This is a genomic window from Methylobacterium sp. 17Sr1-1 (assembly GCF_003173775.1).
Classification (GTDB): Bacteria; Pseudomonadota; Alphaproteobacteria; order Rhizobiales; family Beijerinckiaceae; genus Methylobacterium.
In genome coordinates, this window is the sequence record NZ_CP029552.1 from 711,345 (window position 1) to 725,509 (window position 14,165).

12 protein-coding genes are annotated in these 14,165 nt (G+C 71.4%); 7 read left to right on the forward strand and 5 right to left on the reverse strand.

Features of this window, described 5'->3' with window-relative positions; translation table 11 throughout:
• Positions 1-465: 465 nt before the first annotated feature.
• Positions 466-804: a hypothetical protein gene (locus DK412_RS03260; protein WP_109970777.1), complete on the reverse strand. Its 339-nt coding sequence runs from the start codon at positions 802-804 to the stop codon at positions 466-468.
• 48 nt (positions 805-852) lie between these two features.
• On the opposite strand from DK412_RS03260, the gene DK412_RS03265 reads away from it, so the two are divergent.
• From DK412_RS03265 to DK412_RS03280, 4 genes are all read left to right on the forward strand, one after another.
• Positions 853-1,839, forward strand: a complete 987-nt coding sequence (locus DK412_RS03265; RefSeq protein ID WP_109970778.1) for a DUF817 domain-containing protein — start codon at positions 853-855, stop codon at positions 1,837-1,839.
• 8 nt (positions 1,840-1,847) lie between these two features.
• Positions 1,848-2,966: a trypsin-like peptidase domain-containing protein gene (locus DK412_RS03270; RefSeq protein ID WP_109970779.1), complete on the forward strand. Its 1,119-nt coding sequence runs from the start codon at positions 1,848-1,850 to the stop codon at positions 2,964-2,966.
• Positions 2,967-3,151: 185 nt separating this feature from the next.
• Positions 3,152-3,412: a hypothetical protein gene (locus DK412_RS03275; RefSeq protein WP_109970780.1), complete on the forward strand. Its 261-nt coding sequence runs from the start codon at positions 3,152-3,154 to the stop codon at positions 3,410-3,412.
• 113 nt (positions 3,413-3,525) lie between these two features.
• On the forward strand, positions 3,526-3,882 hold the full coding sequence (locus DK412_RS03280) for a hypothetical protein (protein WP_109970781.1): 357 nt from the start codon (positions 3,526-3,528) through the stop codon (positions 3,880-3,882).
• A gap of 160 nt (positions 3,883-4,042) precedes the next feature.
• On the opposite strand, the gene DK412_RS03285 is transcribed toward DK412_RS03280, so the two are convergent.
• The 4 genes from DK412_RS03285 to carA form a co-directional block, all read right to left on the reverse strand.
• On the reverse strand, positions 4,043-5,356 hold the full coding sequence (locus DK412_RS03285; RefSeq protein WP_109970782.1) for an FAD-dependent oxidoreductase: 1,314 nt from the start codon (positions 5,354-5,356) through the stop codon (positions 4,043-4,045).
• A gap of 1,069 nt (positions 5,357-6,425) precedes the next feature.
• On the reverse strand, positions 6,426-7,118 hold the full coding sequence (locus DK412_RS03290; protein WP_109970783.1) for a class I SAM-dependent methyltransferase: 693 nt from the start codon (positions 7,116-7,118) through the stop codon (positions 6,426-6,428).
• 31 nt (positions 7,119-7,149) lie between these two features.
• Positions 7,150-7,521, reverse strand: a complete 372-nt coding sequence (locus DK412_RS03295) for a hypothetical protein (RefSeq protein WP_093564134.1) — start codon at positions 7,519-7,521, stop codon at positions 7,150-7,152.
• A gap of 137 nt (positions 7,522-7,658) precedes the next feature.
• Complete coding sequence (gene carA / locus DK412_RS03300; RefSeq protein ID WP_109970784.1) at positions 7,659-8,873, reverse strand: glutamine-hydrolyzing carbamoyl-phosphate synthase small subunit; 1,215 nt, start codon at positions 8,871-8,873, stop codon at positions 7,659-7,661.
• Between the two features lie 162 nt (positions 8,874-9,035).
• Here carA and DK412_RS03305 point away from each other — a divergent pair, with 162 nt between their 5' ends.
• From DK412_RS03305 to dnaG, 3 genes are all read left to right on the forward strand, one after another.
• Complete coding sequence (locus DK412_RS03305) at positions 9,036-9,488, forward strand: GatB/YqeY domain-containing protein (RefSeq protein WP_109970785.1); 453 nt, start codon at positions 9,036-9,038, stop codon at positions 9,486-9,488.
• A gap of 568 nt (positions 9,489-10,056) precedes the next feature.
• A complete protein-coding gene (locus DK412_RS31325) occupies positions 10,057-12,150 on the forward strand; it encodes a methyl-accepting chemotaxis protein (RefSeq protein ID WP_280953972.1) in 2,094 nt (697 codons plus the stop codon).
• A gap of 84 nt (positions 12,151-12,234) precedes the next feature.
• Complete coding sequence (gene dnaG, locus DK412_RS03320) at positions 12,235-14,145, forward strand: DNA primase (protein ID WP_109970787.1); 1,911 nt, start codon at positions 12,235-12,237, stop codon at positions 14,143-14,145.
• Positions 14,146-14,165 lie beyond the last annotated feature (20 nt).

Sequence of the window (14,165 nt, forward strand, 5' to 3'; positions counted from 1 at the left end):
CAGAACTGGGCAAGGCCTGTCGCCGAAGGCAGACTGACATTCGTCGTGATCGTGGCAACACCGGGCGCGATGGCGCCAATGGCGACAGCTGCAACGGCGATGCTGTTGAGCCAAGTCGCCGTCAGCTTGATTTATTCGTTGTGGGTCAGTGCCATCGGTTCGCCAGGCTGCCGGAGGCGCACCGGCTCGAACCTCAGTTCGAATGACGTAAAGTCATCCGGCAAGCGATTTCACGAGCTGCCGTCTAGAGCATTTCCCGACGAAGTGGATGCCGTTTCGTCGTGGAAAATGCGGCAAGATCGAAGACCTCGAGTAGCTTCGCGATTGCAACGCGATCGTGAAGCGCTCGCGGGTCATCAGCGCCCCCCGCACCCCTCACTCGACCGGACAGGTCCACATGAATCCTCGACCAGGACACGAGTCCTGGGAAGAGAGGTGCGAGCGGCGAACGATGCGACCGTGATCTCAGCGCGCTTCCTCGCCCCCCGCGACCCGGCCGCGGGCCCGCGCCCGGACCCAGTCGCGCCGCCGCTGATCCGACTTCGATTCGGCCGCCTCCCGCTCCGCCGGCACGGTGGCGTAGAAATCCGCGACCGCGGCGCCGCCATGGATGCGCTGGCCGCGGCCAGCCTCGTCACGCAGCCGCCAGCAGCCGAGCGCCTGGCGCTCGCCGTCGCTCCGGGCGCGGGTGCAGGCCTCCGCCCGGGTGTCGCGGGGCGAGGCCGCGGCGCTGCCCGTAAGCGCAGCGAGCGCGAGGGAGCCGAGGAGCAGGGCGCGAGGGGACAGCAGCGGCTTGCGGAGCATTCCGGACCTTTCGTATGGGGAGGGCACCAAGCCTAGAGACTCGCGCCCATGCCTGCAACCTTACCGGGTCCCCGGCCGGACAGCGCCGCGCGGCTCTGGGCGCCGCTCGCGCGGTTCTCCGCCCTGGAGGCGCGCCTCGGCGACGGGGCGCGGGCCCGCGGTCCGGTCGCGGCCGGCCTCTACGAGCTCCTGCGCTTCGGCGTGAAGCAGGGCTGGGCCTGCCTGTTCGGCGGGGCGCTGTGCGGGCTGATGATCGTCACCTACCTGGCCTACCCGGCCGGCGTAACCCTCGCCCGCTACGATTGTCTGACCCTCGCGGCGGTGGCGATCCAGGTCGCGATGCTGGCCTTGCGCCTCGAGACCTGGGAGGAGGCCAGGGTCATCCTGGTCTTCCACCTCGTCGGCACCGCGATGGAGCTGTACAAGACCCAGATGGGCTCCTGGCTCTATCCCGAGCCGAGCTGGCTTCGCCTCGGCGGCGTGCCGCTCTTCAGCGGCTTCCTCTATGCCAGTGTCGGCTCCTACCTCGCCCGGGTGTGGCGCCTGTTCGATTTCCGCTTCACCCGGCACCCGCCGCTGCCGGCCCTCGTCATCCTGTCGCTGGCGATCTACCTCAACTTCTTCACCCAGCACGTCGTGACCGATCTGCGCCTCGTGCTGTTCGCGGCGGCGGCGGCTTTGTTCGGCCCGGCGATTGTCCATTTCCGGGTCTGGCGGGTGCATCGGCGCATGCCGTTGCTGCTGGGCCTGGTCCTCGTCACCCTGTTCATCTGGATCGCCGAGAACATCGGCACGGCGACGCGCGGATGGATCTACCCCCACCAGGCCGCCGGCTGGGCGGCGGTGTCGCCGCAGAAATTCGGCTCGTGGTTCCTCCTGATGATCATTTCCTACACGCTGGTCGCCCTGGTGAGCCGGCCCAAAGTGTTCAGCAAGCCGTTCGCACCCGCCGGCGCCACCCCGAGCGCGGCCATTGACGCAGGGCCCGCCCGGCCCACTTCCCCGCCAGCGACAGCTGGTTCCCTTCCGGAGTAACGACGACGGTGCCCGATCGCTTCCTGCGGGTCGCCCTGACCGCCGCCCTGGTGCTGCTCGCCCTGTTCGTCGCGCAGCCCTACGTCACGAGCCTGCTGTTCTCCGCCGATGCGCCCCGGGCGGTGACGGCGCGGGGCGACCTCTCGCAGGCCGAGGCCTCGACCGTGGCGCTGTTCGAGCGCGCGGCGCCGTCGGTGGTCTACGTCTTCGCCCGGGCGCAGCAGGGCGCGGTGTCGTTCGATCCCGAGACCGGCGAGCGCCGGCAGGGCGGGGGCGAGCAGACCGGCTCAGGCTTCGTCTGGGACGCCGCCGGCCACATCGTCACCAACAACCACGTCATCCAGGGCGGCGGCGACATCCAGGTCCGGCTCTCCACCGGCGAGGTGGTGCCCGCGACCGTGGCCGGCACCGATCCGAACTACGACCTGGCGGTGCTGAAGCTTGGCCGCGTCTCCGCCGCGCCGCCGCCGATCGCCATCGGCACCTCCGGCGACCTCAAGGTCGGGCAGTTCACCTACGCCATCGGCAATCCCTTCGGCCTCGACCACACCCTGACGACCGGGGTGGTGAGCGCGCTCCAGCGCCGGCTGCCGACCGCGGAGGGCCGGGAGCTGTCGGGCGTGATCCAGACCGACGCGGCGATCAACCCGGGCAATTCCGGCGGGCCGCTGCTCGATTCCGCCGGGCGGCTGATCGGCGTCAACACGGCGATCTTCTCGCCCTCGGGCGCGAGCGCGGGCATCGGCTTCGCCATCCCCGTCGACGTGGTCAACCGGGTGGTGCCGAACCTGATCCGCACCGGCCGTACCCCCAACCCGGGCATCGGCATCGTGGCGGCGAGCGAGGAGGCGGCAGCAAGGCTCGGCATCGACGGCCTCGTGGTGGTGCGGGTGCTGCCGGGCTCGCCGGCCGCGCAGGCCGGCCTCCAGGGCGTCGATCCGGCGACGGGCGAGCTCGGCGACATCATCATGGGGGTGAACGGCCGCCCGGTGCGGCGCCTCGCCGACCTCACCGCGGCGCTCGAATCCGCCGGCGTCGGCAGCCGGGTGACGCTCCAGGTCGAGCGCGACGGGCGGGCGATCACCCTCTCGGTCACCCCGGCGGATATGGGGCAGCGCCGGCGCTGAATGCCGGAGCATTGTCCGACGAAGCGGATGCCGGTTCGTCGCGGACGATGCGGCACAAGCAGAAACCGAGAGGATTTCCAGAAACCGAGAGGATTTCCCGATCGCGACGCGATCGGGAAATCCTCTCGGTCGCGCCGCGGGGCCGGAGGCGCTATCCTGGCTCCGACCGCCCGGAGCCCGCCCCCGTGACCGCACGCCTCCTCGCCGCCCTCGTCCTCGCCGCGGCCGCCCTGCCGGCCGCGGCCGGCGAGCGCGCCGCCGCCCGGCCCCGCCTGTGCCCGCAGGACGCCCCGCCCGGCGTCCGCCTGCCCGACCGGCCCGAATGCCGCGAGGCGCCCCCGGCCCCCGTCCGCGCCGCGGCCCCGGGCTTCATCGATCTCGGCAACGGCACCTCGCTGCGGGTCAGCGGCCGGGCCGCCTACGAGGTCGGCTACACGGGACGCTGAGCCCCGTTTCCCCCCTGATCCGATTCGGACCGAATCGCCCGTCCGAGGACTGCCCCGCCGGAACCCTCCCGACCTTCCCCGCATTCGCTCCCCGAGGCGAGAGGGAGGGCGCGATGATCCTGGCAGCCTGCGAGGGCCGGCACTGGCAGTACGAGATCGTCGAGCATGCCGACGGCTACGTCGTGCGGATGCGCGACCTCGACACGGGCGACATCGAGGAGGACGGCGCCACGGTCTTCCGCACCATGCCGGTCGCCTTCGCCTTCGCCGAGATGTCCGCCGCCTTCGACCGCTTCACCGCCTCGACCGAGGACGAGCCGGACGACGCCCAGACGGCCACCGACTTCGCGGTGAGCGAGCAGGTTTTCTGCGATCTCAGCAGCCGCCTGTGCGACGGCGGGGTCGCTGGCAGCCTGGTCCAGGCCTGGGAGCGCCGGCCGGCGGACGGGCCGCGGCTGACGCTGCATTGATGGGATGCGAGACCGGAGGATTTCTTCCGGATCTCGTCTCACAAGCCCGCGCGGTGGAGCCTACGGCGCCACACACCTGAGCGAAGCCGATCTCCGCATCGCGAAAGCGATTGCGCAGCAATCGCCGAGCGATCGATCGGAGATCGTCCGACCCGGATCCTCACGACCCGAGCCGCTTGAGCACGTCCCGCGCCGCCCGCTCGCCGTCGAGGGTCGCCCCGCCCACCGTCATCGCGCCGCCCCCCGCCGCCGCCTCGCCGGAGAGGAAGATCCGTTCCCCCACCGGCACCCGCAGGGCCTCGCGGGCGGCGAGGTGACCGGGTCGCGCGATCGAGTAGCTGCCGTGGGAATACGGGTCCGTCCACCAGGCGGCGAGGCGGCCTCCGGTGATCGCAGCACGGATGTCGGCGCCGAAGACGCTCACCAGATGGTCGGTCGCCACGCCCAAAGCCGCTGCCTCGCCGGCCTCGCACAGGGCGCGGGCGCCGTCGCCGCCGCAATGGAGCACCGCCAGGGGTTTTCCGAACGGTTGCATCTCCAGGTAGGCGGTGAGGCCGGGCGTGCCGCTCCGCAGGATCACCGCATCGCGCAGGTCCTGCGCCCGCAGCCGCGTGAGATCGAGGGATAGGCCGATCTTGGTGTAGGCACCCATCGTCAGCCCCGCCACGGCCTGCGCGGTCGCCGCCGGCAGGTCGGGGGTGAAGCGAAGCGACCCTGACGCCAGCACGCCGACCGGCACCGTCACGATGGCACACGCCGCCCGCAGGGTGCCGCGGGGCGTCTCGACAGTGACGCCCGGGCCGCGCCAGTCGAGTCCCGTCGCGGGCGTGTCCAGCCGCACCGGCAGGTCGGCGTAGTGGCCCGCCACCAGGGCGCCGTAGCCGTCGACCCAGATGTCGTCGCCGGACCAGAGCTGGTCGTAATCGGCGGTCGAGACCCGGTCCGGCTCCTCGCCGAGGGTGAGGCGGGTGAGCCCGGTTGCGGCGGCCCGCGCCGCCTCGTCCTCGCCCGCCACGGCCTGCGCCACCGAGCGGTCCGGGCCGGCCGGATGGTCGAGCAGCGCGCTCACCCGGCCGAAGCCCGACCGGCGCTGGCGCCGCTCGGCCTCGCTCGCCCGGACGCCGTCCTTCACCAGCACCGGCCAGGGGCTGGTGGCATCGTCGGAGGTGCGCACCTTGGCTGCCAGCGCGATCTCGCGCCACGGGTTGCGCTCGGCCCAGTGCACGTACTGCCCGCCGGCATCGAAGCTGCGCCCCGGCCCGAGCGCCGTCTCGGTGAAGGCCCGCCCGCCGATGCGGCTGCGCGCCTCCAGCACTACGACGCTGTGGCCGCTCCGCCGGATCGTCGCCGCCGCGGCGAGGCCGGCGGCGCCAGCGCCGATCACCGCGACGTCGGCATCCGTCGCGGCACGGGCGCGGGTGGAGGCGGCGAGCGCGGCGGCGCCGGCGAGGAGGGAGCGACGCGACAGCGTCATCTCGGGTCTCCGTGTGAGTTGCCTGTGCGGTCTCACTTCGGCGGGGGCCGGGTCCCGGCAAGGCTCACGCGGCGAAATATCGCCCGGTCGGCCGCTTCAGCCCCGCCGCGCGGGCGTCGGTGCCGAAGATCGTCGGCCGGGTACCGGATCGACCACGACGGGTAGACAGCGGACGGGAGGCACCCCGACCGCGCTCATGACTTGAGCGTTGTGGGCGTGGCGAGCCATTCCGCTCGGCTGTCCCCGCTCCTGCGACAGAGGTGTCGGCGACCTATCGGTATGGCCGAACGGGTGGAGTGCGGATGAAGTCCACTTCGACGCCTCATCACCATCAATTCCGCGGCGGACCGATCAACGGCAAGAATCGCGTCACCAGCGAGTCAGTGCAGCCGGCCTTGGTGAAATTACGGCTGAACGACCCGCTCGGGATACCGCCGGCGCCGGGGCACTTCGATTGCGATTTTACGAAATAACGAGTGCGCTTGCCGCGCATCTTTGCTGCGCCATTCCCGCAGGGCTTGTAGAACTGGCCGACTTATTCTGACATCTGGCGATCGGCGAAATAGGTCACCTCATAGTCGGAGCCGGGCGCGGCGTGCGCAGGGATCGCGGCCAGCGCGCCTGTTCCGGCTATTGCCGTGGCGAATGCAAGAAGCCATTTTCTCATCGCGCCCTCCAGTGCATGACACCGTGCTGAATTTCTGTGTATTCCATGCGCTCTCCTCGGAGACCTGTCAGGTCGTCCACGAGAAGGAGAGACTTGGCGCGGTTCTTTTAAGACAAGGCCTATCGTATCTGATCTGTGGAAGCGCTCGGAAGCGTCGCGGTGGATAATTTTTCGTTCAAGGAGCAGCCGGACGACGTGGAGATGCGGATAGTATTCTATCCGATCGTCTTGTCCTGATGGCGAGAACTGCCGCTGGGCGCCGTTCTACCTGCGCAGCCTCCTGCCCGACGAGCACAAGAGTGTATAGCCGATAGCGGCGCGCGTCATGCCCGGCAGCTGATATTGTGGACGACTACGGAGGGTTGGTCACAAGCCGGCAATTCTGCGCAAGCAGTCTCGCCCTCACACCCGCCCCGCGAACGCCATCCGTCCCTGGTTGTGCCCGAGGTTGCGCGGCATCCGCTCCGCGGCGAAGCCGGCGGCCTTGAGCCGGGCCAGCATCTCGGCCTCGCCGTAGCGCGCGAGCCCGAGGCTCCGACGCAAGGTCCGGTAATCCGAGACGAGGGTGCGGGCGAGGCCGAGGAGCGCCGCCAGCAGAAAGCCGTCGCGCCGGGCGAAGGCGAGGAGGGCGGTCGCATCCGCGACGGCGCCGAGATGCGGCGGGATCACGTCGGCGAGGATCAGGCGGCCGCCGGGCCGCAACAGGCGGCGCCAGTCGCGCAGGCACGCGTCGAGTTCGGCAGCCGTGAGGTACTGCGCCAGGGAATTCGCCACCACGAGGTCGAGGCTCGCCGGCGGCAGCGCCGCGACCTCGTCGGGCGACAGGACGGCGATCGCCGTGTTGCCGGAGAAGCGCCGGGCCAGGGCCTCGCGCTGGCGCGGGGAGGCGTCGCAGAGGAGGAGCCGGCCGCAATGCGCGGCGACGTGGTCGGCGGAGAGAGCCTCGCCGCAACCGTGGTCGAGGATCGCCGCGTCCGGATGCGGCACCAGGGCGGCGATGTCGTCAGCTAGCCCGGCATAGTGCCGGGCCTTGTGGCGCGCATTGACGTAGATCGGGGTGTCGCGGTCCCAGAATTCGCGCCAGGAGGTGACCACCCGACCCTCCCGCCTTGCGCGCGTGGCGGCGTCAGCCGCCGATCAGCAGGACCGAGACCGCCCGGTCGATCGAGAGATAGAACACCGCGAAGGCGACGAGGGAGGCCAGCGCGAACTCGGCGGCGTCGTTCGGCAGGGCGCGCAGCTCGCGCAGGGTCTCGCGGCCGTAGAGGGCGCCGAGCCAGGCCAGCGTCAGCACCACCGGCATCGCGAACAGGAACGACCAGGTGCTCTCGACCCGGCTCGCCATCGGGTCCATCAGCGCGCGGATGTTGCGCACCCACGGCGCCTGGGTCGCGGCGGCGAGGGTGGTCACCCAGGCCAGCCCCACGGCGATGCCGAGATGGGTGGTGAAGGTGCGGTGCAGGCGCGAGAAGCTGTCGGTCGCGGCGTGGTCGGTCACTGGGCAAGCCCCGAAATCGCGGCCCCGCGACGATCGTTCATCGTCGTCGCTCCAGGGCGGTGGACGGCCGAGAGAATCGGCCGCGAGTTCGGGTTTTTTGTGGCTGCGGCCGAAACCGGCCGCAACCTTTTTCGGAGTTACGCGTTGCCGCCTTTCGTCTCGCGCATGAGGCTGACGAAGCGGTCGAACAGGTAGTGGCTGTCCTGGGGGCCCGGCGAGGCCTCCGGATGGTGCTGCACCGAGAAGGCCGGACGGTCGGTGAGCGACAGGCCGCAATTCGAGCCGTCGAACAGCGAGACGTGGGTCTCGACCGCGTTCCCGGGCAGGCTCTTGGGATCCACCGCGAAGCCGTGGTTCATCGAGACGATCTCGACCTTGCCGGTGGTGTGGTCCTTCACCGGGTGGTTGGCGCCGTGATGGCCCTGGCTCATCTTCACCGTGCGGCCGCCGAGCGCGAGGCCCATCAGCTGGTGGCCGAGGCAGATGCCGAAGGTCGGGACCTTCTGGTCGAGGAGGGCGCGGATCACCGGCACCGCGTATTCGCCGGTCGCCGCCGGGTCGCCCGGGCCGTTCGACAGGAAGACGCCGTCGGGCTTGAGCGCCAGCACCTCGTCCGCCGTCGCGGTGGCCGGCACGACGGTGACGTCGCAGCCCGCCTTGGCGAGCAGGCGCAGGATGTTGCGCTTCACGCCGTAATCGATCGCCACGACCTTGAGGCCCTCGCCCGCAGGCCGGCTGCCGTAGCCGGCGGGGTGCTGCCACACGGTCTGGCCCCAGGTGGTGGAGGCCTTGCTCGTCACCGGCGGCACGAGGTCGAGGCCCTCCATCGGCGGGAGCGCGGCGGCCTTGGCCTTCAGCGCCTCGCGGTCGAAGCGGCCGTCCGGGTCGTTCGCCAGGATCGCGTTCGGCATGCCGCGGTCGCGGATGAGGGCGGTCAGCGCCCGGGTGTCGACGCCGGTGATACCGACGATGCCGCGGGCCTTCAGCCAGCCGTCGAGGTGGCGCGAGGAGCGCCAGTTGGACGGGTTGGTGACGGCCGAGGCGATCACCGCGCCCCGCACGCCGGAGGCGGGGGCGTCGTCGAGGCTCTCGAGGTCCTCGTCGTTGGTGCCGACATTGCCGATGTGGGGGAAGGTGAAGGTGACGATCTGCCCGGCATAGGACGGATCGGTCAGGATCTCCTGGTAGCCGGTCATCGCGGTATTGAAGCAGACCTCGCCGGCGGCCTCGCCGGTGGCTCCGATGCCGAAACCCTCCAGAACCGTGCCGTCGGCGAGCACCAGGAGGGCGGTCGCGACGGGCTCGGCCCAGCCTTCGGGTTGCGCGGGGGCGGCCGCGTCGTCTTGCAGCATGATCGTGAACTCGCTTATGTCGCGGCCGGGCACGGCCGACGGGCGCGGCCGGCTGTTTACGAGGCCGGCGGCGGCCCGGTCAATCTGGGGATGCCCCGGTATCCCCTCAAGTGCCCCGCCTTTCAAGTGTCTTGTAACACACGACAACACCAGGAGACCGGCATGCTGCGCCAGCGCCTCACCGCCGAGATGAAGGAGGCCATGAAGGCCGGCGACAAGGCGAAGCTCGCCACCGTCCGGCTGATCCAGGCCGCGCTCAAGGACAAGGACATCGAGGCCCGCGGCCTCGGCAAGGAGCCGCTGGCCGAGGAGGAGATCTTCTCGCTGCTCCAGAAGATGATCAAGCAGCGCAACGAATCCGCCACGGTCTACGACCAGGGCGGCCGGCCCGAGCTCGCGGAAGGAGAGCGCGCCGAGGCCGCGATCATCACCCAGTTCCTGCCCCAGCAGATGGACGAGGACGAGACCCGCGCGGCGATCCAGGCCGCCATCGCCGAGACCGGCGCCGCCTCGCCGAAGGACATGGGCAAGGTCATCGCCGCCCTGAAGGGGAAGTATGCCGGCCGGATGGACTTCGCCAAGGCGAGCGGCCTGGTGAAGGGGATGCTGGCCTGATACCAACGGCCTAAGTGCACCTCACAAAACTCCCGCCGCGCTGACGCCGCCACAGCCAGCGACAACGGCGATCGGGAGTTCTGTGAGAGACACCAAGATGCTGACGCATCAACGTCGATCTCGGGCCTGCCCGAGATCGACGAGGCCGTTGACCCATCTCGCATTTTCGACACCAGGCCAAAGGCTCGGCGAAAATTCGAGAACGGAACCAAAGGCCGTCTTCAACGACCATTGGTATGAATTGCTCCGGGTCCCGCGCGGCGGGGCCCGGTCCGCCTCCCGCCGGAACGGGGGCCGCGAAACGGCTCCTCCTCGGCCCCACGAGGCGGGTTCGGCCTCGCGGCCGGCAGGGAAGGTGTGGGCGCTTCCGCTCGGTCGTTTCGTGATATTCGGCGCGAGACTTCACCGAAGGACCAGTCGCTCCCGCCGCCTGCACCGTATTCGGAAGCCGGATACCTACTTCAGCAGCCGGCCGCTGCGACAGTTAGGCCTTCATTAGGGAACTTGTCGTCATCTGTGGCCGAATGGAAGTGAAGCCTGTGCGGCTTTCAGCATTCGGAGGATCACGGTGCGTTCGTTGTTGTCCATCCGGGCCCTGGTGCTCGGGATCGCGCTCGCGCTGGGCGCGATCGTCGGCGCCATGACGCTCGACGGAGTGGTCAAGGCCTGGGACGGCCACCGCAACGCCGGGACCGTCGCCGCCGCGGCGAAGCTCGACCAGCGCATCCTCGAGGCGATGCAAGCCTTCCGCTCCGAGCGCGGCGACACCGCCGCGACCTTGGGCCTGTCGGGCGAGCAGGTCGGAGCGATGCGCAAGGTCATCGACGGCCATCGCGGCCGGGTCGACGCGGCGATCCGGGTGCTCCTCGCCGCGCCGGCCGACCTCGACGTGCCGGGCCTCGCCGAGACGCTGAAGGACCTGGATTCCGGCTACCGCGACCAGCTCGCCCTGCGGCAAGCGGCGGACGCGGCCTACGGCCTCGAGGCCGGCGCCCGCGACAAGGCCCTGGCGCCGCGGGTGCTGCAGACCGGCGACGCGGTGCTGGCGCGGCTCGAGCGGGTCTCGGCCGCGCTGGAGCGGCAGATGGGCCGCCTCGATCCCGGGAGCCGGGTGCTGACTGGCGCCAAGAACAACGCCTGGGCGACCCGGGCGACCGCCGGCTCGCTCGCCGTGGTGGTCAACACCGTCCTGTCGAGCCGGACGCCGCTGACGCCCGAGCAGGGCGAGGCGGTGCAGCTGCTGCGCGGCCGCTACGAGGCGACGTGGAAGCTCGTCGAGGCCGCGACCGCCGACCTGCCGCCCCGCATCGCCGAGGCGGTGACGGCGGCGCAAGGCGCCTACTTCACGCCCGAGGTGACGGCGACGATCCAGCGCAACCTGCGCGCCTTCGCGCCCGGCGCCGAGCCGGCGATGACCCTGCCCGAGTGGCAGAAATTCGTCACCCCCAAGCTCAACACCATCGTGGCGGTGGCCAACGAAGCGCTCGCCGCCGGCGTGCAGGCGGCGGACGCCGCGGCCGAGGCGGCGCAGGGGCGGCTGATCGCCAACGCGGCCCTGTTCGGGGCGGCGCTCGTGCTCGTGGCCTTGAGCTGCGCGGTGGCGCATTTCCGCATCGCCCTGCCGATCCGGCGCATGACCGCCGCGATGCAGGCCCTGGCCGAGGGCGACGCCGCCGTGACGGTGCCGGCGATCGGCCGCCGCGACGAGATCGGCGCGATGGCGGCCACCGTGCAGGTGTTTCGCGACAACCTGATCCGCACCCGGGCGCTTGAAGAGGAGACGGCCCTCGCCCGCGCCTCGGCCGAGGAGCAGCGCCGGGCCGGCATGCGCCAGATGGCGGACGCCTTCGAGCACGCCGTCGGCGGCATCGTCGGCCAGGTCGCGGCCTCCGCCACCGAGCTCCAGGCCACCGCCGCGGTCATGACCGATGGCGCGACGCGGACCGCCGGCCGCTCCGGCGCGGTCGCCACCGCCGCCGGACAGACCGCCGAGAATGTCGGCACCGTCGCGGCCGCGGCCGAGGAGCTCGGCGCCTCGGTCCAGGAGATCGGCCGCCAGGTCTCGGGCTCGGCCGCGCTGGCGCGGACCGCCGTCGACGAGGCCGCGGGCACCGCCGGCCACATGCGCGAACTGAGCGAGGCGGTGGCCCGCATCGGCGACGTCGTCGGGCTGATCTCGTCGATCGCCAGCCAGACCAACCTGCTCGCCCTCAATGCCACGATCGAGGCGGCGCGCGCCGGTGCCGCCGGCCGCGGCTTCGCGGTGGTGGCCGCGGAGGTGAAGGAACTCGCCGGCCAGACCGCCAAGGCGACCGAGGAGATCACCGGCCAGATCGGCCGCATCCAGGGCAAGACCGGCGATGCGGTCGCGGCGATCGAGGCGATCACCGGGCGCATCGCCGAGATCAGCCGCGTCTCGGTGGGCATCGCCGCGGCGGTGGAGGAGCAGGGCGCGGCGACCCAGGAGATCGTCCGCAACGTCGCCGAGGCGGCCTCGGGCACCCATGCGGTGACGCACACGATCACCGCCGTGGCAGGGGCGGCCGAGGAGACGGGAGCCGCGGCGACGCAGGTGCTCGCGGCCTCGTCCGAGCTGTCGCGGCACTCCGAGCAGCTCTCGGCCGAGGTGGCGCGCTTCCTCGCCACCGTGCGGGCGGCGTGACGGCCCATCCGCCGATCCCCGATCCGTTAGGACTCTGCTGACCAAGACGCGCTACAAGGCAGATCCCTCGATCGGACCGTCACCTTGCGCTATCCGCCCCACCTGCTCGAAGAGATCCGCTCCCGCCTGCCGGCCTCCGAGGTCGTCGGCCGGCGCGTGCGCCTCAAGAAGGCGGGCCGGGAATGGCGCGGCCTGTCGCCGTTCAACGCGGAAAAATCGCCGTCGTTCTACGTCAACGACCAGAAGCAGTTCTATCACTGCTTCTCGTCGGGCAAGCACGGCGACATCTTCACCTTCGTGATGGAGACCGAAGGGGTCTCGTTCCCGGAGGCCGTGGAGCGCCTGGCCAACGAGGCCGGTGTGGCGCTGCCGGCGCCGAGCGAGGCCTCGCGCGAGAGCGAGACGCGCCGCCGCGGCGCGCTCGAGGTGATGGAACTGGCCTGCGTCTTCTTCGAGGAGCAGCTGGCCGGCCGCGCCGGGGCCCGCGCCCGCGACTACCTCGCCGGCCGCGGCCTCGACGGCGAGGTGGGCCGCACCTTCCGCCTCGGCTACGCCCCGCCCGAGCGCTACGCGCTCCGCGACTACCTCGCGGCCCGCGACGTGCCGGCCGAGCTGATGGTGGAACTGAACCTGCTGACCACCGGCGACGACATCAAGGTGCCGTTCGACCGGTTCCGCGACCGCGTGATCTTCCCGATCCGCGACGTGCGCGGCCGTGTGGTGGCCTTCGGCGGCCGCGGCATGAGCCCGGATGCCAAGCCCAAATACCTCAACTCCTCCGAGACGCCGCTCTTCCACAAGGGGCGGATGCTCTACAATCACCACGCCGCCCGGAAGAGCGCCCACGACACCGGCCGGGTGATCGCGGTCGAGGGCTATGTCGACGCCATCGCGATGACGCTCGCCGGGCACCCGGAGGTGGTGGCCTCCCTCGGCACGGCGCTGACGGAAGACCAGCTCGCCCTGCTCTGGCGCATGGCCGACGAGCCGATCCTGTGCTTCGACGGCGACGGCGCCGGCCGGCGCGCCGCCTACCGCGCCCTCGACGTGGCGCTGCCGGCGCTCCAGCCCGGAAAGTCCCTGCGCTTCGCCCTGATGCCGGAGGGCCAGGACCCGGACGACCTGCTGCGCACCGGCGGCCCGGGCGCCATCGACCGGGTGCTCGACGGCGCCCGGCCGCTGGTCGACGTCCTGTGGTCGCGCGAGACCGAGATGAGCCCGGTCGACACGCCGGAGCGCCGGGCCGGCCTCGCCCAGCGCCTGCGCGAGATCGTCAACGGCATCCGCGACGAGACCCTGAAGCGCTACTACCGCGACGAGATCGAGGCGCGCTTACGGTCCTTGAGCCCCAACGGCGGCGCCCGCCGAGAGGGCGGCGCGGATCGGGCGTACCGGGAGCGTGCGCCCTTCGTGCCGCGCGGGCGCGGGCAGCCCCAGGCGCCGGTCTCGCCACGGCTCACCGCCCGGGCGAGTCCGTTGCTCGCCCGCTCGTCGCTGTTCTCCGGCGGCTCGTCCTCGCGCGAGGCCCTGATCGTCGCGGCCCTCCTGGTCCATCCGGAGCTGCTGGCCCGCGAGGCCGAGGAGCTGGCCGAGGTCGAGTTCGAGGGAGCGGATGCCCGCGCGCTGCGCGGCGCGCTGCTCGATCTCGCGGCGGAGGGCGGGGCGGGCGACGCCGCGTTCCTCGACGCGCGGCTGGAGCGGGCCGGGCTCGCGGCGGCGGCGGGTCGGATCGCCGGCTTGGTGCGCCCCGGTGACCGCTGGGTGCTCGATCCGCACGCCGATCCCGTGCGGCTGGAGGACGCGCTCCGACAGGCCGTGATCTTGCACCGCAAGGCCGGAACGCTACATAGCGAACTCCGGGCCGCCGAACGCGCCCTGGCGGACGAGGAGACGGAGGCCAACTTCGCCTGGCTGCGCGACGTGAAGACCCGCCTCTCCGTAGTGGCGGGCGCCGAAGCCGAGGCCGAGGCGACCGAAGAGACGGAATCGCCCTGACGCCGAACCCAACTTGGGCG

What these genes read in the sequence shown, in the direction of transcription:
- DK412_RS03280 (WP_109970781.1), top strand. Translation starts at nt 3,526, where the DNA reads ATGATCCTGGCAGCCTGCGAGGGCCGGCACTGGCAGTACGAGATCGTC.
- DK412_RS03260 (WP_109970777.1), bottom strand. Translation starts at nt 804, where the DNA reads ATGCTCCGCAAGCCGCTGCTGTCCCCTCGCGCCCTGCTCCTCGGCTCC.
- DK412_RS03305 (WP_109970785.1), top strand. Translation starts at nt 9,036, where the DNA reads ATGCTGCGCCAGCGCCTCACCGCCGAGATGAAGGAGGCCATGAAGGCC.
- DK412_RS03285 (WP_109970782.1), bottom strand. Translation starts at nt 5,356, where the DNA reads ATGACGCTGTCGCGTCGCTCCCTCCTCGCCGGCGCCGCCGCGCTCGCC.
- DK412_RS03265 (WP_109970778.1), top strand. Translation starts at nt 853, where the DNA reads ATGCCTGCAACCTTACCGGGTCCCCGGCCGGACAGCGCCGCGCGGCTC.
- carA (WP_109970784.1), bottom strand. Translation starts at nt 8,873, where the DNA reads ATGCTGCAAGACGACGCGGCCGCCCCCGCGCAACCCGAAGGCTGGGCC.